Consider the following 19710-nt stretch of genomic DNA (forward strand, 5'->3'; position numbering starts at 1 on the left):
CCCTGTGGGCGAGCGGCGGAGGGGATCAACGGCGGATGCCGAGGCGCTTGATCAGCGCACGGTATCGCTCGATGTCGTTCTCCTGGAGGTACTTCAGGAGGCGCTTGCGCTGACCGACCAGCAGCATCAGACCACGGCGCGTGTGGTGATCGTGCTTGTGGGTCTTGAGGTGCTCGGTCAGGTAGGTGATGCGGTGGGTGAGCAGCGCGGTCTGGACCTCGGGCGAACCGGTGTCGCCCTCGCCGGTCGCGTACTCCGAGATGATCGCCTGCTTGGTGGCGGAATCGAAGGCCATACTGGTTCTCCTCAGGTCGTTGCGCGGCGCGCCGGGGCCTTCTGCCCCGGGCTCTTCCGACGAGCGGCCCCCGAGCGCACCTCACCCTTGCGGGTGGGCAGTTGCTGGGGGCGGGATCGCTCTCCGCGGCCGATATGACGGCTCGAGAAGGATATCAGGAGCCCAGGTCGCTCCGGGAGCGCTCCGCCTCGAGAGTGCGGCGGGTCACCTCGACGTCCTCGGCCATCTGCTCCACGAGTGCGTCGATCGAGTCGAACTTCAGCGTGGGCCGCTGGAACTCGACGAACTCCAGGCGCACGGTGTCGCCGTAGAGGTGGAGGTCGTGGTCGCCGAGCACGTACGCCTCGACGGTGCGGCGGGGCGCGCCGTCGGCCTCGAAGGTGGGGTTGGTGCCGATGGAGATCGTCGCCGGGGCGCCGGCCAGCGGCTCGTCGCCAGCGTGCGAGGGGTCCTGGGCGGTGACCGTCGCATAGCCGGCGTAGACGCCGTCGGCGGGGATCAGGCCCTGCGGCTGCGGGCCCAGGTTCGCGGTGGGGAAGCCGAGCTCGCGCCCGCGGCGGAAGCCGTGGTGGATCACGTCGGTGACGGTGTGCAGCCTGCCCAGCGCCTCGTTCGCGGCGCGCACGTCGCCGGCGAGGAGGTCGCGCCGGATCCCGGAGGAGGAGATCCGGCCGGTGCCCGCTCCCTCGGGCCCGAGGTCCGGGGCGGTGACGACCTCGAAGCCGTACTTCTCCCCCAGCTCGCGCATGGTGTCGATGTTCCCCGCGTTCGCGCGGCCGAACAGGGCGTCCTCCCCCAGCACCACGCACTTCGCACGCAGCCCCTCGACCAGGAAGATCCGCACGAACTCCTCCGGGGAGTGCTGGGCGAAGTCGAGCGTGAACTCGAGGTCGAGCACGCCGTGCAGGCCGGCGAGCAGGAGCAGGCGGTCGCGGTCCTCGTGCCCGGTCAGCAGCGGCGTCGCCTCGGGCGAGCCCATGACATGGCGCGGATGCGGCCAGAAGGTGAGGGCGACGGGGCTCAGGGAGCGCGCCTCGGCGTGGCGGCGCAGCTGGTCCAGCACGAAGCGGTGCCCCCGGTGGACGCCGTCGTAGTTCCCGATCGAGACCGCGGTCTCGCCGAGCTCGGCGGGCACCTCCAGGGCGGAGTGCCAGATGGGGAGGCGGGTCACGACGCGCTCAGGTCCTTCCGATGCCGGGTGCGTTCCGCGCACCCGAGCTCCGCCGCCCCGGCGGGCGGGCTGCGACGGCGGGTCCGCCGGAGGACACTGTAGCGCTCGCAGGCCGGGGCCATCCGACGTCGCCACCGCACCGACGCCCCGGGGCGTGCTCCGGGCCACCTGCCCGAGCGCGACCTGGACCGCGGCTGTTGCAGAGCTGTGACGAACCTCGGACCGGACATCGTGGTAGTACGCGGGACGCTCCGTTACTCTCGGACGGAAGGCGGCGCCGGGGAGGGACCCCTGTGCCCTGCGGCGCGAGCCGAGGGCGGGCACGACGGCCGCCGAGAACGGATCTGGATCCATGACGAACGTGACCGATACGGCCCCGGGTGGCCGCAGCCGTCGCCGGGTCGCGCTGATCCTCGTGGCGATCGTCGCCGTCCTCGCCGTGATCCTCACCGGCGGGGCGCTGGCCTACGCCAAGCAGTTCGAGGGCCGCGCGCTGCCGGGCACCATGGTGCTCGGCCAGGACGTCTCCGGGAAGAGCCCCGAGGAGATCGCCGCCCTGGTGACCGAGCACGGCGAGTCCGTGAAGGTCTCGGTGACCGCCGGCGACCAGCAGCTCGAGGTGCCGCTGTCGGACCTCGGCGTGAGCGTCGACTCCGCCGCGACGGCCGCCGCGGCGCTCGAGCGCGACGACTCCCTGCCCGCGGTCATCTCCTCGACCTGGTCCGGCGAGCACAGCGTCGAGCCGGTCGTCGAGGTCGACGAGGCCGCCGTGGCCGAGTTCGCGAAGGGCCTGGTCCCCGAGGACATGACCACCCCGGTCGATGCGCAGGTCGTCTTCGACGAGGAGGCGCAGGCCTGGAACGTCGAGCCCGGCCGCAACGGCCAGGGCGTGGACCCGCAGACCCTGGTCGAGGCCGTGAAGACCAAGGCCCCCGCCCTCGAGAGCTTCTCCGTGGAGCAGCCCATCGAGGAGATTGCCCCCGCGATCACCACCGAGGAGGCCGAGGAGGTCGTCGGCACGATCTCCTCGCTGCTCGAGCAGCCCATGTCGATCTCCGGCGCCGACGGCGAGACCCACGAGGTCTCCGCCGAGCGCCGCAGCGACTGGATCTCCGTGACCCCGGACGAGTCCGGTGAGAACCTCGCCATCGCGGTGGACGAGGACGCGGTGCGCGAGTGGGTCGCCACCCGCGCCGCCAAGGACGCCGTCGAGCCGGAGAACGGCATCGAGCAGGTCGACGAGGCCGGTAAGGTCGTCAAGGTCGTCTCCGAGAAGAAGGACGGCCTGGAGATCACCAACACCGACGCCGTCGCCGACGAGCTGATCACCGCGCTGAAGGGCACCACTCCCCTGGAGGCCGCCTTCGAGACCAAGAAGCTCGAGGCGGAGGTCGACAAGGTCGACGCGCCGAAGGACGAGGAGGAGAAGGACGAGGAGAAGTCCTCGGACGACGAGAAGAAGGACGAGGAGTCGACGGACGAGGAGCCCGCCGCCGAGCCGACCGGCGAGAAGTGGATCGACGTCGACCTCACCAACAAGACGGTCACCGCCTACGTCGGCGACACCCCCGTCTGGGGCCCGCGCTCGATGGTCGACGGCAAGGAGGGCAACGAGACCCCCACCGGCACCTACGAGATCTACCTGCGCTACGACCGCCAGGACATGACCAACGCGGCGTACTACGACGAAGGCCATCCGAAGTACTACTACACCCCGGACGTCCCCTGGGTGCAGTACTTCCACCACGGGTACGGGTTCCACGGCGCGCCGTGGCGCTCCTCCTTCGGGTACTCCGGCTCGCACGGCTGCATCAACCTGCCGGTCTCCGATGCGAAGTGGCTGTACGACTGGGCCAGCATGGGCACCAAGACGGTGGTGCACCGCTGAGCGGTCCCCGCTCCCCCGCACGGCAGTGAGAGAGGGCCCCTCCCGGGAACGGGAGGGGCCCTCTCTCCGTGCGAGCCCCGGTGCGGCGATCCTGCCCGCGGGGAGCACGGGCGGCTCAGCGGCGGGCGTCCTCGGGCACGACGAGCCGGGGGTGCCAGTCCCGTCCCTCGCGCTGCAGGACGGCCACCAGGCGGCCGGCCGTATCGAGGGCCGCGACCGGGGCGCCCTCCGGGCCGGCGTGCGCGGGATGGGGCCGGGAGGGCGCTCGCAGCTCCTGCGCGGAGCGGATCCGCTTCCCCGTCCCGAGCGCCGCGGCCTCGTCCTCCGAGACGTCCAGGACCGGCAGCACGCGCGCGGCGATCTCGCCGAGCCCGTGCAGGGGCAGGTCCACGTCGTCGCCCTCGCCGCGGGCGGGGACCTGCATCCCGTCCTCGACCGCGAAGGGGCCGACGGCGGTGCGGCGCAGCGCGGTGAGGTGCCCGCCGACGCCGAGGGCGGCGCCGAGGTCGCGGGCGAGGGCGCGGACGTAGGTGCCCGAGGAGCAGTCGACCACGGCCTCGAGGTCGAGGTGCCCGTCCCGCTCGGTGCGGGAGAGGATCTCGAAGCGCGGCACGCGCACGGGCCGGGCGGCGAGCTGGACGTCCTCCCCCGCGCGGGCGCGGGCGTAGGCGCGCTTCCCGTCGACCTTGATCGCACTGACCGTCGAGGGGACCTGCTGGATGTCGCCGCGGAGCCCGTCGAGGGCCTCCTCGAGACGGACGTCCTCGATCCCGGTGGCATCGACCCGCTCGCCCAGCGGCTCGCCCTCGCGGTCGTCGGTCGTGGTGGCGCTGCCCAGCCGGATCGTGGCGAGGTAGGTCTTGTCCAGGCCGACGAGATGGGTGAGCAGCCGGGTGCCCTGCCCGACACCCAGCACGAGCAGGCCGGTGGCCATCGGATCGAGGGTGCCGGCGTGGCCGACCTTCTTGGTCCCCAGCAGCCAGCGCACGCGGGCGACCACGTCGTGGCTGGTGCGGTCCTCGGCCTTGTCGACGAGCAGGATGCCGTGGGGTGCGGAGGTCACGCCCGCTCGTGCCCCGGGGCGGTGCCCTCGTCGACGTCGAGATCCTCGCCCTCGAGGTCCTCGTCCTCGAGGTCCTCGTCCTCCTCGTCGCGGGGCTTGCGGTAGGGATCGGCCTCGCCGGCGTAGGCGGCGCCCTCCTTGGCGCGGGCGAGCTCCGCGTCGCGGCCGCGGGCCTCGCTGAGGAGGTCCTCGATGACGCGCGCGTTCTCGGGCACCGCATCGGCGATGAACTCGAGGGTGGGGGTAAGGCGCACGCCGGTCTGTCGGCCGACCTCGCGGCGGAGCATGCCGGTGGCGCTGTGCAGCGCGGCGGCGGTGCCCTCGCGCTCCTCGTCGGTGCCGAAGACGGTGTAGAAGACGGTGGCGTGCTGGAGGTCGCCGCTGACGCGCACGTCGGTGATCGTCACGAAGCCGAGCCGCGGGTCCTTGACCCGGGTGTCGAGCATGGTGGCGACGATGACCTTGATGCGGTCGGCGAGCTTGAGAGCGCGGGGATTGTCGTTCATGGGATGGGATCCTCCTGGTCGGCGCCGAGAGCGGCGAGCTCCTCGGCGCGGGGATGGTCGAAGGGGACCGCGAGCAGGATGTCACGGTCGATGGACTGGTCGACGCGGTGGCGGAAGGCGCCGTCGGCGCTGAGCACGCGCAGCCCGGCGTCCGCGAGCACCGCGCTCGCCTCGGCGTGGTCGAGGGTGCGGCGATTGACCGCGAGCGCGACCCCGGCGCCGTCGCGCAGCAGCGAGCGCCAGCCGGGCGCCGCCTCGCGCAGCACCTCGAGCGGGGAGCGCTGCCAGGCGCCGCCCGCGCGGGAGCCGTGCTGGACGCCGTAGGGCAGGTCCCCGACCAGCGCATCGATGGAGCCGCCGGGCAGCACCTCACCCAAGCGGGTGGTGTCGCAGCCGAGCAGGGTCAGGCGCTGCCCTCCGCCGGCGCGCAGGGCCTGCTTGTCGGGGGCGAGCTCCGCCTCGGTCCGGCTGCCCAGCTGCTCGCCGTGCACGGTGAGGCGGGTGGTCTCCAGGGTGTGCTTGTAGCGGTGGGTGCGTAGCCAGGTGCCGAGGAACGCCCGGTAGGCCTCCACGTCCTTGCGGTCGATCTCCGCGCCGACGGGGCTGAGCCCGAGGCGCAGCGCCCGGTTCAGCGTGGTGCCGCGTCCGCACAGCGGATCGAGCAGGTCGAGGGTCCCGTCGAGGATCCCTGCGCGGCGGGCGGACAGGGCCGCGGCGAGGTTCACCAGCAGGGCGGTGAACTGCTCGTTGGTCTTCCCGGTGTAGCGCAGGGTGGTCTCGAGGTCGGAGGGGTGGCGCAGCACGGCGGGCAGGGGCCGAGGGCGCAGCAGCGGCCGGTCCGGGTCCGGGGGGTCCTCCTGCTGGACGTCGAACACGCCGAGGGTGCCCGAGAGCATCGCCAGCAGCGCCTCGGAGCGCGACTCGCCCGTCATGCCTCGCACCTCGAGCCCCGCCATCCCGCCGACCTCCCGGTCCCGCAGGGCGGGCACCGCGCCGAGATGGGCGCCGAGCACCCAGTGCGCCTCGGCGCGCGAGAGCGCCCCCGCGGCCTGCGCGTAGACGCGATTGGCCGAGGGGGCGCGGAGCAGGAGGGACACCTCGCTCATCGTGGTCTCCTCCCCCGCCGGCGCGGCCGGGCACCCCGGCGAAGGGGTGCCCGACCGTCGCAGGATCAGCTGCGGGGCTTCTCCTGCATCTCGTAGGTGGTGATGAGGTCCTCGAGCTGGAGGTCGTTGAAGGACCCCAGGTTGATGCCGCACTCGTAGCCCTCGCGGACCTCGGTGACATCGTCCTTGTAGCGTCGCAGACCGGCGATCTCGATGTTCTCCGCGATGACCTTGCCGCCACGGGTGATGCGGGCCTTGGCGCCGCGCTTGATGAGGCCGCCGCGCACGATCGAGCCGGCGATGTTGCCGAACTTGGAGGAGCGGAAGATCTCGCGGATCTCCGCCGAGCCGAGCTCGACCTCCTCGTACTCCGGCTTGAGCATGCCCTTGAGGGCCTGCTCGACCTCATCGATGGCGTTGTAGATGACCGAGTAGTACTTGATCTCCACGCCCTCGCGGTCGGCGTACTCCGCGTTCAGGCCCTCGGCCCGGACGTTGTAGCCGATGATGACCGCGTCCGAGGCGACGGCGAGGTTGATGTTGTTCATCGTGATCGCGCCGACGCCGCGGTCGATGATCCGCAGGTCCACGCCCTCGCCGACATCGATGCCCAGCAGCGACTCCTCCAGAGCCTCGACGGCACCGGCCGCGTCGCCCTTGAGGATGAGGTTGAGGGTCTCGATCTTGCCGTCGGCGACGTGCTTGTTGAGGTCCTCGAGCGAGATGCGCTTGCGGGCCTTGGAGAGCGAGGCGGCGCGCTTGGCGGCCTCCCGCTTCTCGGCGATCTGACGGGCGGTGCGCTCGTCCTGGGCGACCAGGAAGGAGTCACCGGCGCCGGGCACCGAGGTGAGGCCGAGGACCTGCACCGGGCGGGACGGACCCGCCTCGGTGACGTTCTCGCCGTTCTCGTCGAGCATGGCGCGCACTCGGCCGTGGCCGATGCCGCACACGATCGCGTCGCCGACCCGCAGGGTGCCCTGCTGGACGAGCACGGTGGCGACCGGGCCGCGTCCCTTGTCCAGGTTCGCCTCGATGGCCACGCCGCGCGCGTCCTTGTCGGGGTTCGCCGAGAGCTCGAGGGAGGCGTCCGCGGTGAGCAGCACCGCCTCCAGCAGGTCGTCGATGTGCAGGTTCTCGCGAGCGGAGACGTCGACGAACATCGTCTCGCCGCCGTACTCCTCGGCGATCAGGTTGTACTCGGTCAGCTGCTGCCGGATCTTCTCCGGGTTCGCCTCAGGCTTGTCGATCTTGTTGACCGCGACCACGATCGGCACGTTCGCCGCCTGGGCGTGGTTCAGCGCCTCGATCGTCTGGGGCATCACGCCGTCGTCCGCCGCGACCACGAGGATCGCGATGTCGGTGACGTCCGCACCACGTGCACGCATGGCGGTGAACGCCTCGTGGCCCGGGGTGTCGATGAAGGTGAGCTGACGCTCGGCGCCCTCGTGCTCGACGTCCACCTGGTACGCACCGATGTGCTGGGTGATGCCGCCGGCCTCGCCCGCACCGACCTTCGCCTTGCGAATGGTGTCCAGCAGGCGGGTCTTGCCGTGGTCGACGTGACCCATGACGGTGACGACCGGGGGCCGCGGCATGCGGTCCGCCTCGTCCTCCTCGGCGAGCTCCGCGTCGAGGTCGATGTCGAACTGCTCGAGCAGCTCGCGCTCCTCGTCCTCCGGGGAGACGATCTCGATCTTGTAGCCGAGCTCGTTGCCGAGCAGCTCGAAGGTGTCCTCGTCCAGCGACTGGGTGGCCGTGGCCATCTCGCCCATCGCGAAGAGCACCGTGATCAGCGACGCGGGGTTGACGTCGATGCGATCGGCGAAATCGGACAGCGAGGCGCCGCGGCGCATGCGGATGGTCGCGCCGTTGCCGCGGGGCAGCGAGACGCCGCCCGGTGCGGGAGCCTGCTGCTGCTCCCATTCCTGGCGCTTCGCGCGCTTCGACTTGCGGGAGCGGGCCGGCTTGCCGCCGCGACCGAAGGCACCCTGCGTCGCGCCGCGACCGCCGCGACCGCGGGGGCCGGGACCGCCGCCGGGACGACCGCCCGTGCCGCCGCCACCGCCGGGACGGCCGCCGGGGCCGCCGCCGCGACCGCGACCGCCGCCCTGGTTGGCGTCGGCGAGGCCGCCGTGGGAGTGCTGGCGCATGATGCCCGGGGTGGGCATGCCGGGACGGGGACCGCCCGGACGCGGTGCGCCGCCGGGACGGGGAGCGCCCTCGCGGGGAGTGCGACCGCCCTGCTCGGCACCGGCACCGGCGCCCTGGCCGGGGCGCGGCGGACGCTGGCCCGGACGGGGCATGCCCTGCGAGGTGGCGAAGGGGTTGTTGCCGGGACGGGGACCGCCCGGACGCGGGCCGCCCTGACCGCCGCCCTGGCCGGGCTTGCGGCCGGGACGGGGCATGCCCTGCGAGCTGGCGAAGGGGTTGTTGCCGGGGCGCGCGGCACCGGGGCGCGGCGCGGGGCGCTCGTTCCCGGGCTTGGGCGCGGACGACTTCTCGTCGCCGGGCTTCGGCGCCGGGGCACCGGGCTTGGGGGCCGGGGCGCCGGGCTTGGCGGACGGACGCGGAGCCTCCGACGCGGGCTTCTCCGCGGCAGGCTTCTCCGCCGCGGGCTCGGCCGGAGCCGCGGCCTTCGGCGTCGGGGCGGCGGGGCCGGGCTTCTGCGGCGCGTTCTGGGGGCCGGGCTTCTGCGCGGCGGGGGCCTCGGCGGCGGGCTTCTGCGCGGCGGGCTTCGCACCGGGCTTCGGCGCGGAGCCCGGCGTGGGAGCGCCGGAGGTCTTCTTGGGGGCGCCGTCGGCCGCCGGGAACTCCTGGCGCAGACGACGGGCGACGGGTGCCTCGATGGTCGAGGAGGCGGATCGGACGAACTCGCCCATGTCCTGCAGCTTCTGCAGAACGACCTTGCTGGGCTGTCCGAGCTCCTTGGCGAGCTCGTGGACGCGGACCTTAGCCACTTTTCTCCTGTCTCGGTCCGGCCGACAAGAGGGCTCGGACCATTAGTTCCTGGGGGTGCTCATGAGTGAGTACTCATCGGATGTCCATGGGTGCTTCTACCTGTTCCACGTACGGGTGGGTTCGAAGGCCTCGAGGTCCCGGGCGAGGAGCCCGGTGTCGACCCTGCCGCGGAAGGACCGGGCCGGGCCGCCTCGCCGCAGGGCGAGGTCGAGACATGATGCGTCGGGGTGGAGCCATGCCCCGCGGCCGGGCGCCGATCCCGTGGGATCGACGCGGACGCGTGGGACGACGCCGTCGGGAGCGGGCTCCCGGACCAGTCGCACCAGCTGCTCGCGCGGAGCCGCCTGACGGCAGCCGACGCATGTGCGCTCGGGGCGGTGTGCGGTGGAGCGTGCGATGACGCGACCTCCTCCGTTCCGAGCGCCTCCGCCCGGACGGGAGGGCGGTCGACGGGGGTCGATCGCGGTCTCCACTGGGCGAACAGCCTCCCCAGTGTAGCGGACGGGTGCGTCCCGGGCCGCAGCGGGGAGGCGTGCGACACACCTCGGCGTCCCGAGGGCCCCGCGGTGCGGGCCCCAGGGCCTGGACCGCGGGCCCGGTGCCTGGAGCCCGTGGCTCGGGCCTGGGGCTCGGCGTCGGACGCCGGGCCGAGCCGAGCTCAGCCCTCGGCCGGCACCTCGCCGCCGCCCTCGGGGCGGATGTCGATCTTCCAGCCCGTGAGCTTCGCAGCCAGGCGGGCGTTCTGCCCGTCCTTGCCGATCGCCAGGGAGAGCTGGTTCTCGGGGACCACGGCGCGCACGGCCCGGCCCACCTCGTCGATCACGGTGACGGAGGAGACCTTCGACGGGGAGAGGGCGCCGGCGACGTACGCCGCGGGATCCTCGTCGAAGTCGACGATGTCGATCTTCTCGCCGCCGAGCTCGTTCATCACCGAGCGGACGCGCGCGCCCATCGGGCCGATGCAGGCGCCCTTCGCGTTCACGCCCGGGACCGTGGCGCGCACCGCCATCTTGGTGCGGTGGCCGGCCTCGCGGGCGAGCCCGGCGATCTCGACGGTGCCGTCGGCGACCTCGGGCACCTCGAGCGCGAACAGCCGGCGCACGAAGTTCGGGTGCGAGCGGGAGAGCATGATCTGCGGGCCCTTCGGGCCGCGGCGGGCCTCGGTGACGTAGGCGCGCAGCCGTCGGCCGTGGGAGTAGTCCTCCCCCGGCACCCGCTCGTGCGGGGGCAGGACGGCCTCGACCTCGCCGAGGTCGACCAGCACCATGCGCGGGTCCCGGCCCTGCTGGATGATGCCCGAGACGATGTCGTCCTCGCGGTCGGCGTAGGTGCCCAGCACCGCGTCGTCCTCGAGGTCGCGGATGCGCTGGAAGATGACCTGACGCGCGGTGCTCGCGGCGACGCGGCCGAAGTTCTCCGGGGTGTCGTCCCACTCCTCGAGGACCACGCCGTCGGCGTCGCGCTCACGGGCGATGACGGCGACCTCGCCGGTGCGCTCGTCGATCAGCACCTCGGAGTCGCGGACCGGATGGTCCGTGTGCAGGTAGGCGGCGTGCAGCGCCGAGCGGATCGCGTCCAGCAGCACGGGCAGGCTGATCTCGCGCTCGCGCTCGAGGGCCCGCAGGGCACCCATGTCGATGTCCATCTCAGCTCTCCTTCGTCGCGGTGGTCCCCGCGGTGGTCTCGGCGGTCGTGGTGTCCGGGGCGGCGGGGCCGGCCCCGGGGAGGTCCGCGGCGGCGTCGGCCAGCAGCTGCTCGAGGTCGTCCGGCGGGTCGAACTCGACCTCGACCCGTGCCGCGTCGAGCTCGTCGATCCGCAGCGCGAGGCGCTCGGCGGTGCCGGCGGGGAGCTTCCGGGGCCGGCCGCGGTCGTCCCGGCCGGGCTCCTGGCGCAGGTGCAGAGTCTCGCCGTCGACGGCGAGCAGCCGGGCACGGTGCTCGGTGCCGGCGGCGGTGCGCAGGGCGAGGAGGCGGCCGCGGCTGCGGCGGAAGTGGCGGGGCGCGGTGAGGGCGCGCTCGACGCCGGGGGTGGTGAGCTCCAGCAGCACCGGCTCGGGGCCCAGCAGGGAGTCGTCGGCGTCGATCCGGGCGGACAGCTCGCGGGAGGCCGCGGCGACGGTGTCGAGGTCGGCGCTGCCGAGCTCGTCCTCGGGCAGGTCCACGACCAGGCGCAGGCGCGGCATCCCGCCCTCGCGCCCCACCTCGACCTCCTCGAGCACGAGCCCGTGGGCGTCCAGCACGGCGGCGGCGGCCTCCCGCAGGTCGGTGTGGTCCTCGAGTGCGCTCATGGACTGATCGCCTCCTGCTCATATGGGTGACTTCGCCGCCCGGGACGTGCCCCGGAGCGTCAGCACCAGGATAGTGTCCGCGCGGCGGCCGCGCTGTCCCGGAGCGCGCGGATGCGAGAATCCTCCCGTGCCCGACTCCCTCCGCCCCTCCTATCCCCCGCTCCTGCTCGGCCGGCGGCGCCTGCTGCGCACCTCCGTCCTCGCCCTCGCGGCGGGAGCGCTCGGCGCGGGGACGCTCGGCGGCTGCGGAGGGATCGCCCTGGGCGGCCCCGAGGAGTACACCCCTCCCCCGCCTGGCATCGACGACCTCTACCGCCGGGACCTGCTGGCCCTGCTCGAGCGGGCGATCGCGGGGGCCGAGGCGCTCACGAGCACCTCGAGCGGCGGGGACCCGGCACTGGCCGCGGACCTCACCGTGCTCGTCGCGGCGCTGCCCGTGCAGCGTCGCGCCCTGCTCACGGGGGCGGAGCAGGAGCGGGAGGTCGAGGCGTCCGAGGACCCCGATCCGGAGGCGACCACGGCGCCCGACCCGACGGACGTCCCCGACGACCTCCCTGCGCTGCTCGCCGTCCTGGTCGAGCTGCGGGACCTCGCGTCCGACGCCTCCCGCCAGGTCTCCGGCTCCCTCGCCCGTGCGACCTCCGCGCTCGCCGCGCACTCGGCCTGGATTGCGCTGCGCCTGCGCACCTCGTCGGGGACGGGAGAGGTGCCCGCCTCCCCGTCGGCCGAGGACCTCGTGCCGCGCCGCGACGTGCCCGCGACGGATCCGCCCTCGATCGGGGCGGAGGAGGACTACCGCAGCGCGATCGAGCGGGCCCAGCAGGAGGAGTGGTACGCGGGCTACGTCCACGAGGTGCTCGCCGCGCGTTCGGAGGGCGAGGAGCGGGAGGCGCACCTGGCGCGGACCGAGCTGCACCGCGCCCGCGCCGAGCAGCTCGCCGCCGTCGCCGAGGAGGACGGCGCGCCCATGGTGGTGCGCCAGGCGGTCTACGCGCTGCCCGGCGGTCAGCTCGACGAGGCTGCCGCCGGCACGCTCCCGACGACGCTCTCCCAGGGGCTCCTGCTGGACCATCTCGCGCTCACGGGCGCTGCGCCCTTCGAGCGGCGGCCGCTGTCCATCGCGGCGGCCCTGGCCGAGGCGGAGCTGCTGGCCGGACGGGTCGACCGGATGGACCCGCTGCCGGGCCTGGTCGCCGAGGACCCGCCGCCCGCGGACGGCTGAGCGCCGCCGCGGACGGACGCGGTCAGGCCCCGCGCACCTCGGCGAGGACGGCTTCGACGACCTCCGCCGGGGAGACCTCGCGGATCGTGCCGCTCGCCCGGTCGCGCACCTCGACGGTGCCCTCGGCCAGGCCCCGCCCGATCACCACGGAGGTGGGCACGCCCAGCAGCTCGGCGTCCTTGAACTTCACGCCCGGGGAGACCTTCGGCCGGTCGTCGTAGAGGACCTCGAGGCCGCGCGCCTCGAGCTCCGCGGCGACCCGCTCGGCCTCCTCGAAGACGGCCGGGTCCTTGCCGGTGGCGACGATGTGCACGTCGGCCGGAGCGAGCTGCCGCGGCCAGACCAGGCCCTTCTCGTCGTGGTTCAGCTCGGCGATCGCGGCGACCGCGCGGGTGACGCCGATGCCGTAGGAGCCCATGGTCACGACCACGGACTTGCCGTTCTCGTCGAGGACCTTCAGCCCCAGCGCCTCGGCGTACTTCCGGCCGAGCTGGAAGATGTGCCCCATCTCCATGCCGCGGGTCAGGCGCAGCGGGCCCGAGCCGTCGGGTGCCGGGTCGCCGTCGCGCACCTCGGCAGCCTCGATGGTGCCGTCGGCGGTGAAGTCGCGGCCGTAGACGAGGTCGTAGGCGTGCTTGTCCTTCTCGCCGGCGCCGGCGACCCAGGAGGTGCCGGGCACGACGCGGGGGTCCACGAGATAGCGGATCCCGGACGGCGCCTCCAGGCCCAGGCCCTCGGGGCCGATGTAGCCCTTCTTCAGCACGGGATGCGCGGCGAAGTCCTCGTCGGTGAAGGCGGTCGCGATCGCGGGGGCGACGGCGGCCTCGAGGCGCTTGGGGTCGACCTCGCGGTCACCGGGCAGCGCGATGACCAGCGGCTCGGTGGTGCCGTCGGGGTGGGTGAGGAGGTAGACGAGGTGCTTGAGCATCTCGTAGCGGGTCCACTGCCCGTCCTCGGCGACGCGGCCCTTCCCGGGAAAGGCCTCGTTGGAGAGGTCGGCGAGCTTCGCGATGGTGCTCGCGCCGGGGGTGTCCTCCAGGTGCATCGCGGGCAGGGCCGCGATGGCGGCCTCGTCCAGTGCCTCCGGGGGCAGGGTGGTGACGGCCTCGACGTTCGCGGCGTAGCCGCCGTCGGAGACGACGAAGGTGTCCTCGCCGACCTCCGTGGGGTGGAGGAACTCCTCGGAGCGGGAGCCGCCCATCGCGCCGGCGTCGGCCTGGCAGATCACGGTGGGCAGGCCGAGGCGCTCGAAGGTGCGCTGGTAGGCCAGGCGCTGCTTCTCGTAGGAGGCGTCGAGCCCGGCATCGTCCACGTCGAAGGAGTAGGCGTCCTTCATGATGAACTCACGGGTGCGCAGCAGGCCCGCGCGGGGACGCGCCTCATCGCGGAACTTGGTCTGGATCTGGTACAGCATCGCCGGGAGGTCCTTGTACGAGGAGTACAGGTCCTTCACCGTCAGGGTGAACATCTCCTCGTGGGTGGGGGCGAGGAGGTAGTCGTCCTCGCGACGGTCCTGGAGCCGGAACAGCGTGGGCCCGTACTCCTCCCAGCGGCCGGTCGCCTCGTAGGGCTCGCGCGGCTGGAGCGCGGAGAAGAGCACCTCCTGGCCGCCGATCGCGTCCTGCTCCTCGCGCACGATCTGCTCGACCTTCCGCAGCACCTTCAGGCCCAGCGGCAGCCACGTGTACACCCCGGCGGCGGAGCGGCGGATGTAGCCCGCGCGCACCAGCAGCCTGTGGCTGGCGACCTCGGCGTCGGACGGGTCCTCCCGCAGGGTGCGGACGAACAGCGTGGACAGACGGAGCATGGGGCGGCCTTTCGGGATGCGAGGGGGCGCGAGCCGGCGATGGGCCGCGCGGGGCCATGCTACTGGTCGGCGCGGTCCCGGCGCGGCGGGGCGTGACGCTGCGGACGTGCATGCGGCGCTGCGGCGGCCCGTCGGTACGCTGACGGCATGCAGCGACGACAGCGGCAGGCCACCGCCGCGGCGGGAGCGGCGCGCGAGGCACGAGGAGGACCGGCGGGCGCCGGTCCCCCGAGCCGACGGCGGCTGCTGCGCGGCGCGGGCGCCGTCGCCGGTCTCGGCGTGCTCGGGGCGCTCGGCACCGGCGCGGTCGCGGCAGGGCGCTCGACCTGGAGCGCCGTCGACCCGCGCACCGAGATCCCGCTGCACGCCGGGACCGTCGCCGTCGGCGCCGACGGCGAGCGGGTGCTCGTCGGCGGCCGCGCCCCCGACCTCGCCCTGAGCCCCGGCACCCGCCTCGCCGCCGCGCTGCCGGAGCACTCGCCCGCCCGGGACCGCGCCGCGGAGTTCTCCGCACGGACCGCCGCCTGGCGCGAGTCGCTGCGCACACGGCTGGCGGAGGGCGGCGACGCCCACTCGGGGGGCGGCGGCTCCCCCGCCGGGGCCGAGGTCTCCGCCGCGGGGGAGAACAGCGCCGCCGGGCACGCCGACCTGCTCGTCGACCTCGCGGACACCGCGCTCGCGGACCTCTGGGTGCTCGACGACGACCTGCCCGCCCCCGTCGCCGGCTGGACCGCGAACTGGCGGTACGTGTGGCCGCGCGATGCGGCGTTCTGCGCCGTCGCCCTGGCCCGGATCGGCGCGGCCGATCGCGCCGCCGACGTGCTCGCCCATCTCCAGGACCTCCAGCAGGCCGACGGCTGGTTCGAGGCACGCTACGTGCCCGGCACCGACCGCGCCCCCGATCGCCGCGCCCCGCAGTCCGACGGGACGGGGCTGCTGCTGTGGGCGAGCGCCGAGGCGGTCGCCGCCGCGGGCGCCGGAGGCGGGGCCGTCGCCGACCGGCTCGCACCGCTGGTGACGACTTCGCTCGCGGCGCTGCACCACGCCACCTCGGGCGGGACCGCGCTGCCGCCCGCCTCCCCCGACTACTGGGAGGTGCGCGAGGGCGCCGCGACCCTGTGGGGCGCGGGAGCGACCCTCGCCGGGCTGCGCGCCGGGGCGGAGCTCACCGGCTCCACCGGCGCGGAGGAGTCATCGCAGGTCTTCGCGCACCTGCTCGAGGAGACCTTCGGGCGCGGCGGCTGGCAGCGCTATCGCGACGGCGGCGGCGCCGACTCCGCACTCGCCCTGTTCGACGCGACGGGCCTGCACGGCATGATCGATCCGGCACGCCTGAGGGCGCTGCGGGGCGAGCTGTCCCGGCCCGCCGGCGGCATCGCGCCCGGCGCGGCCTGGAAGCAGGACGGGATCAGCTGGACCCCGTCGACCAGCCTGCTGGGCCTGGGCCTCGCCCGGGCCGGGGAGCACCGGGCCGCCCGCGAGGTCCTCTCCTGGCTCGCCGCGCACCGCACCGAGCAGGGCTCCCTGCCCGAGAAGGTGCTGCACGACGGCCGCCCGGCCCAGGTCGCGCCGCTGGCCTGGACCGCCGCGAACACGCTGCTGGCCCTCGACGCGCTCGCCGCCTGAGCAGCGCACCGACGCGCTCGCTCCCCGCACCGCGCACCGGGGCGGCGCGATAACTCGCTGGCACCACGGCCAGGGCGTGCCCTAGCGTGCCCGGCATGGACACCACCGGCACGCCCCACCGCACCGGCGCCGACGACGCACCGGCACGACAGCGCCTCTTCGAGGACAACCGCACCAACTGGGACGACCGCGCCGCGCTCCACGTCGCCTCCGGCTACGGCATCGAGGAGCTCGTGGCCGACCCCTCGCTGATCAGCCCCGAGGTCGCCCAGGACCGCGGACGGCTCGGGGACCTCACCGGCCTCGACGTCGTCCATCTCCAGTGCCACCTCGGCACGGACACGGTGAGCCTCTCCCGGCTCGGGGCTCGCAGGACCGTCGGCGTGGACCTCTCCCCCGGCTCCCTCTCCCGTGCCCGGGAGATCGCGGACCGCGCCGGGGCCGGGATCGAGTTCGTCGAGGCGAACGTGTACGACGCCCGGGAGGCGGTGGCGGGCGACTTCGACCTCGTGTACACCTCGATCGGGGTGCTGTGCTGGCTGCCCGACGTCGCGGCGTGGGCACGGGTCGTCGCCTCGCTGCTGCGCCCGGGCGGCCGCTTCCTGATCCGCGACGACCACCCGATGTTCATGGCGGTGGGCGACGACGTCTCCGACGGGCTGAGGATCGAGCAGCCCTACTTCCAGCGGGAGCAGCCGATGATCTGGGACCAGGAGGGCAGCTATGTCCCGGCCCCCGAGGGCACGCCCCGCATGACCCACACCGTCAGCCATGAGTGGAACCACTCGATCGGAGAGATCCTCACCGCGCTGCTGCAGGCCGGGCTGGTGCTGGACTCCTTCGAGGAGGTCCCGTTCGCGGCCTGGTGCCCGTGGCCCGAGCTCATGGTGCGCGACGGCGACCGCTACCGGCTGCGGGAGGACCCGGACCGGCTCGCGCTGCAGTACGTGCTCACCGCTCACCGGCCCGATTCTCCGTCGCACGGCTGAGCGGTTCCGGACAGTCGGTGCACGCATGACAGCTGTCACGGCGATCCCCTGACCCGGCCCCCTCGCAGCAGGGCGCATGCCGCGAGGAGGCTGGAGCCATGATCTCGACCACGCGCTCGCCGTTCCGTCCCCTCGCCCTCTTCATGGGCGTGATGACGCTCGCCTGGGCCTCCAATGCCGCAGCGGCAGCTCCGGTGCCGGCGGCGCTGCTCGCCCTGCTGGGCCTCGCAGTGATCGTCGGCGCAGCGACGATGCGCCGTGCCGGCGACCGCTCACCCGTTGCCCGGAACGCTCCGCGCTCGGCGCCCTCGGTGCCGATCGTCACCGGCCGCACCGCCGGTCTTCTGGCCCTGGTCGAGGTGATCGGGATCCTCGTGACCGTCCTGCTCCTGGCACGGTCCGGTCTCGGGGAGCTGGTGATGCCGGCCGTCGCCGTGGTCGTCGCCGCGCACTTCGCCCTGTTCCTGCGCGTGCAGCGTTCGTGGCTGCACCTTGTCACCTCGGTGCTGGGGGTCCTCGGGGCGGGGAGCGCCCTGGTGCTCATGGCCGTCGGCGCGCTCGACCCCTCAGCCGGCCGGGCCGTGGCGGGGCTCTCGCTCGCCGCGTGCACGGCGCTCTACGGAATCGTGTTCTGCGCCCTCGTCCCCGCCCCGGTGCGGTCGGTCGCCGCCCGCTCTTGAGCACGGCGCGGCGGGCTCAGAACAGCAGCGTCGCCAGCTCCCCGACCTGGCGGAAGCCGGAGGCGGCGTAGGCGCGACGGGCCGGCTCGTTGAAGTCGTTGACGTAGAGGGAGACCTGCGGGGCGTGGTCGCGGCGCACCTGGGCGACGAGCTCGGCCATCGCGGTGCGGCCCAGCCCGTGGCCGCGACGGTCCGGGCGCACCCACACGCCGTGGATCTGGGCGACGGGGCCGAAGAGCGCGCCGACATCGGCCTTGAACAGCACCTCGCCCTCCTCGACCACCGCATAGGTGCGGCGCTGCCGGATCAGCTCCCCGACCCGGTGGCGGTAGGAGCGGCCGCCGTCGCCGAGCAGCGGATCGATCCCGACCTCCTCGCGGAACATCGCCACCGCGGCCGGGAACACGGCCGCCGCGTCCTGCGGCTCGGCGGCCCGCAGTCCGGCGCCGGGCAGCGAAGGCATCAGCGCCGGCGGGTCCGCGAGCAGCAGCGGCTGGCTCCAGCGGTGGTCGCGCACCTCCCGGTCCCAGGAGCGGCCGAGGGTCTCCCACAGTCGTTCGATCGCGGCCCGCTCCCCCACCACCGAGCTGGCCCGGCGAGGCCTGCCCGCCAGGTGCGCCCCGAACTCGTCGAGCGCGCGCGGGGTCGAGGACAGCGGCGAGAGGTTCACCCCGTGCCAGAGGACGCCCTCGGGCAGGCGGTCATCGCCCACCAGGGAGAACTCCTGAGCGAGGGAGGCGGAGCGGGCGGTCTCCCGCAGCCGGGCCCCGCCGAGCGCGTTGGTGACCGGGTCCCGCAGGGCGAGATCCAGCGCCGCGTCCACCGTGCCGGGGCGCACTGCGCGCAGGCGCCCGCCCCGCCGGAACACGGTCTCAGCCCACGGAGACGGAGGGGGCGCCGCCGGCGGGGACGTCCTCGCCCATCTCGGCGGCGATGCGGTTCGCCTCGGCGAGCAGGGTCTCCACGATGTCCTCCTCCTGGACGGTCTTGATGACCTCGCCCTTGACGAAGATCTGGCCCTTGCCGTTGCCGGAGGCGACGCCGAGATCGGCCTCGCGCGCCTCGCCGGGGCCGTTGACGACGCAGCCCATGACGGCGACGCGCAGCGGGACCTCGAGGTGCTTGAGCCCCTCGGTGACCTTGTCGGCGAGGGTGTAGACGTCGACCTGGGCGCGGCCGCAGGAAGGGCAGGAGACGATGTCGAGCTTCCGCGGCTTGAGGTTCAGCGACTGCAGGATCTGGTTGCCGACCTTGACCTCCTCCACCGGCGGGGCGGAGAGGGAGACGCGGATGGTGTCGCCGATGCCCTCGCCGAGCAGGATGCCGAAGGCGACCGAGGACTTGATGGTGCCCTGGAAGGCGGGGCCCGCCTCGGTGACGCCGAGGTGCAGCGGCCAGTCGCCCTCGGCGGCGAGCTGGCGGTAGGCCTCGACCATGATCACGGGGTCGTTGTGCTTGACCGAGATGCCGAAGTCGTGGAAGTCGTGCTCCTCGAAGAGGGACGCCTCCCACTTCGCGGAGGCGACGAGCGCCTCCGGGGTGACGCGGTCGCCGGTCATCATGCGCTTGTCGATCGAGCCGGCGTTCACGCCGATGCGCAGCGCGGTGCCGTGGTCCTTCGCGGCCTTGGCGATGTCCTTCACCTGGTCGTCGAAGCGGCGGATGTTGCCGGGGTTGACACGGACGCCCGCGCAGCCCGCCTCGATCGCGGCGAAGACGTACTTGGGCTGGAAGTGGATGTCGGCGATCACCGGGATCGGGGACTTCGCGGCGATCGCGACGAGCGCGTCGGCGTCCTCCTGGCGCGGGCAGGCCACGCGCACGATGTCGCAGCCGGCCGCGGTCAGCTCCGCGATCTGCTGGAGGGTCGCGTTGATGTCGTGCGTCGGAGTGGTGGTCATCGACTGCACGGTGATCGGCGCGTCGCCGCCGACGTACAGGTCGCCCAGCTTCACCTTGCGGGTCGTCCGCCGGGGGGCGAGGACCGGCGGGGGCGTCTTGACGGAGGGGATGCCGAGGCTCACGGAAGTCACCCCTCCATTATGGACCGCCGACGGGCTCCGGCGAGGCGAGGTGCGACACCTCCACCGCTCCTGCACGCACGACGTGGC

The 19710-nt window shown here is 73.8% G+C and carries 17 protein-coding genes; 5 read left to right on the forward strand and 12 right to left on the reverse strand.

Annotated features, from left to right (window positions below; genetic code table 11):
- Positions 1-25: 25 nt before the first annotated feature.
- Both rpsO and DEU31_RS05730 read right to left on the reverse strand, forming a co-directional pair.
- Complete coding sequence (gene rpsO, locus DEU31_RS05725; RefSeq protein ID WP_010551380.1) at positions 26-295, reverse strand: 30S ribosomal protein S15; 270 nt, start codon at positions 293-295, stop codon at positions 26-28.
- Positions 296-449: 154 nt separating this feature from the next.
- The gene (locus DEU31_RS05730) at positions 450-1466 is read right to left on the reverse strand and encodes a bifunctional riboflavin kinase/FAD synthetase (RefSeq protein ID WP_133676404.1); all 1017 of its coding nucleotides are present in this window, start codon (positions 1464-1466) and stop codon (positions 450-452) included.
- A gap of 352 nt (positions 1467-1818) precedes the next feature.
- Here DEU31_RS05730 and DEU31_RS05735 point away from each other — a divergent pair, with 352 nt between their 5' ends.
- Positions 1819-3354, forward strand: coding sequence for a L,D-transpeptidase family protein (locus DEU31_RS05735; protein WP_133676406.1), 1536 nt, complete (start codon positions 1819-1821; stop codon positions 3352-3354).
- Positions 3355-3469: 115 nt separating this feature from the next.
- Here the strand turns inward: DEU31_RS05735 and truB are convergent, their stop codons facing one another.
- The 7 genes from truB to DEU31_RS05770 all read right to left on the reverse strand — a co-directional run bounded on the left by truB (position 3470) and on the right by DEU31_RS05770 (position 11275).
- A complete protein-coding gene (gene truB, locus DEU31_RS05740; protein WP_133676408.1) occupies positions 3470-4417 on the reverse strand; it encodes a tRNA pseudouridine(55) synthase TruB in 948 nt (315 codons plus the stop codon).
- A complete protein-coding gene (gene rbfA, locus DEU31_RS05745; protein ID WP_133676410.1) occupies positions 4414-4923 on the reverse strand; it encodes a 30S ribosome-binding factor RbfA in 510 nt (169 codons plus the stop codon). Before rbfA ends, truB begins: the two co-directional genes overlap by 4 nt.
- The gene (locus DEU31_RS05750) at positions 4920-6029 is read right to left on the reverse strand and encodes a hypothetical protein (RefSeq protein ID WP_133676412.1); all 1110 of its coding nucleotides are present in this window, start codon (positions 6027-6029) and stop codon (positions 4920-4922) included. Before DEU31_RS05750 ends, rbfA begins: the two co-directional genes overlap by 4 nt.
- A 65-nt stretch (positions 6030-6094) precedes the next feature.
- A complete protein-coding gene (infB, locus tag DEU31_RS05755; protein WP_010551374.1) occupies positions 6095-8986 on the reverse strand; it encodes a translation initiation factor IF-2 in 2892 nt (963 codons plus the stop codon).
- A gap of 96 nt (positions 8987-9082) precedes the next feature.
- Complete coding sequence (locus DEU31_RS17285) at positions 9083-9460, reverse strand: YlxR family protein (protein WP_255351700.1); 378 nt, start codon at positions 9458-9460, stop codon at positions 9083-9085.
- Positions 9461-9645: 185 nt separating this feature from the next.
- Entirely contained in the window at positions 9646-10632 is a 987-nt protein-coding gene (gene nusA, locus DEU31_RS05765) for a transcription termination factor NusA (protein ID WP_010551373.1), read from the reverse strand.
- Between the two features lies 1 nt (position 10633).
- On the reverse strand, positions 10634-11275 hold the full coding sequence (locus DEU31_RS05770) for a ribosome assembly cofactor RimP (RefSeq protein ID WP_133676414.1): 642 nt from the start codon (positions 11273-11275) through the stop codon (positions 10634-10636).
- A 127-nt stretch (positions 11276-11402) separates the two neighbouring features.
- On the opposite strand from DEU31_RS05770, the gene DEU31_RS05775 reads away from it, so the two are divergent.
- A complete protein-coding gene (locus tag DEU31_RS05775; RefSeq protein ID WP_133676416.1) occupies positions 11403-12497 on the forward strand; it encodes a DUF4439 domain-containing protein in 1095 nt (364 codons plus the stop codon).
- 22 nt (positions 12498-12519) lie between these two features.
- Here the strand turns inward: DEU31_RS05775 and DEU31_RS05780 are convergent, their stop codons facing one another.
- The gene (locus DEU31_RS05780) at positions 12520-14304 is read right to left on the reverse strand and encodes a proline--tRNA ligase (protein ID WP_133676418.1); all 1785 of its coding nucleotides are present in this window, start codon (positions 14302-14304) and stop codon (positions 12520-12522) included.
- A gap of 147 nt (positions 14305-14451) precedes the next feature.
- Here DEU31_RS05780 and DEU31_RS05785 point away from each other — a divergent pair, with 147 nt between their 5' ends.
- The 3 genes from DEU31_RS05785 (at position 14452) to DEU31_RS05795 (ending at position 17599) form a co-directional block, all read left to right on the forward strand.
- Positions 14452-15930: a hypothetical protein gene (locus tag DEU31_RS05785; RefSeq protein WP_133676420.1), complete on the forward strand. Its 1479-nt coding sequence runs from the start codon at positions 14452-14454 to the stop codon at positions 15928-15930.
- Between the two features lie 95 nt (positions 15931-16025).
- A complete protein-coding gene (locus DEU31_RS05790) occupies positions 16026-16919 on the forward strand; it encodes a class I SAM-dependent methyltransferase (RefSeq protein WP_133676422.1) in 894 nt (297 codons plus the stop codon).
- 98 nt (positions 16920-17017) lie between these two features.
- Positions 17018-17599: a hypothetical protein gene (locus DEU31_RS05795; protein ID WP_010551367.1), complete on the forward strand. Its 582-nt coding sequence runs from the start codon at positions 17018-17020 to the stop codon at positions 17597-17599.
- Positions 17600-17615: 16 nt separating this feature from the next.
- Here the strand turns inward: DEU31_RS05795 and DEU31_RS05800 are convergent, their stop codons facing one another.
- Both DEU31_RS05800 and ispG read right to left on the reverse strand, forming a co-directional pair.
- A complete protein-coding gene (locus tag DEU31_RS05800) occupies positions 17616-18467 on the reverse strand; it encodes a DUF4081 domain-containing GNAT family N-acetyltransferase (RefSeq protein WP_133676424.1) in 852 nt (283 codons plus the stop codon).
- A 4-nt stretch (positions 18468-18471) separates the two neighbouring features.
- Positions 18472-19632: a flavodoxin-dependent (E)-4-hydroxy-3-methylbut-2-enyl-diphosphate synthase gene (gene ispG / locus DEU31_RS05805; protein ID WP_010551365.1), complete on the reverse strand. Its 1161-nt coding sequence runs from the start codon at positions 19630-19632 to the stop codon at positions 18472-18474.
- Positions 19633-19710: the final 78 nt, after the last annotated feature.

The organism is Brachybacterium sp. AG952 (assembly GCF_004362645.1).
Classification (GTDB): domain Bacteria; phylum Actinomycetota; class Actinomycetes; order Actinomycetales; family Dermabacteraceae; genus Brachybacterium; species Brachybacterium conglomeratum.

Bases quoted from the DNA above. Each gene is read 5' to 3' on its own strand.
- rpsO (WP_010551380.1), bottom strand. From the start codon at position 295: ATGGCCTTCGATTCCGCCACCAAGCAGGCGATCATCTCGGAGTACGCG.
- DEU31_RS05735 (WP_133676406.1), top strand. From the start codon at position 1,819: ATGACGAACGTGACCGATACGGCCCCGGGTGGCCGCAGCCGTCGCCGG.
- rbfA (WP_133676410.1), bottom strand. From the start codon at position 4,923: ATGAACGACAATCCCCGCGCTCTCAAGCTCGCCGACCGCATCAAGGTC.
- DEU31_RS05750 (WP_133676412.1), bottom strand. From the start codon at position 6,029: ATGAGCGAGGTGTCCCTCCTGCTCCGCGCCCCCTCGGCCAATCGCGTC.
- nusA (WP_010551373.1), bottom strand. From the start codon at position 10,632: ATGGACATCGACATGGGTGCCCTGCGGGCCCTCGAGCGCGAGCGCGAG.
- DEU31_RS05770 (WP_133676414.1), bottom strand. From the start codon at position 11,275: ATGAGCGCACTCGAGGACCACACCGACCTGCGGGAGGCCGCCGCCGCC.
- DEU31_RS05780 (WP_133676418.1), bottom strand. From the start codon at position 14,304: ATGCTCCGTCTGTCCACGCTGTTCGTCCGCACCCTGCGGGAGGACCCG.
- DEU31_RS05785 (WP_133676420.1), top strand. From the start codon at position 14,452: ATGCAGCGACGACAGCGGCAGGCCACCGCCGCGGCGGGAGCGGCGCGC.
- DEU31_RS05790 (WP_133676422.1), top strand. From the start codon at position 16,026: ATGGACACCACCGGCACGCCCCACCGCACCGGCGCCGACGACGCACCG.
- DEU31_RS05795 (WP_010551367.1), top strand. From the start codon at position 17,018: ATGATCTCGACCACGCGCTCGCCGTTCCGTCCCCTCGCCCTCTTCATG.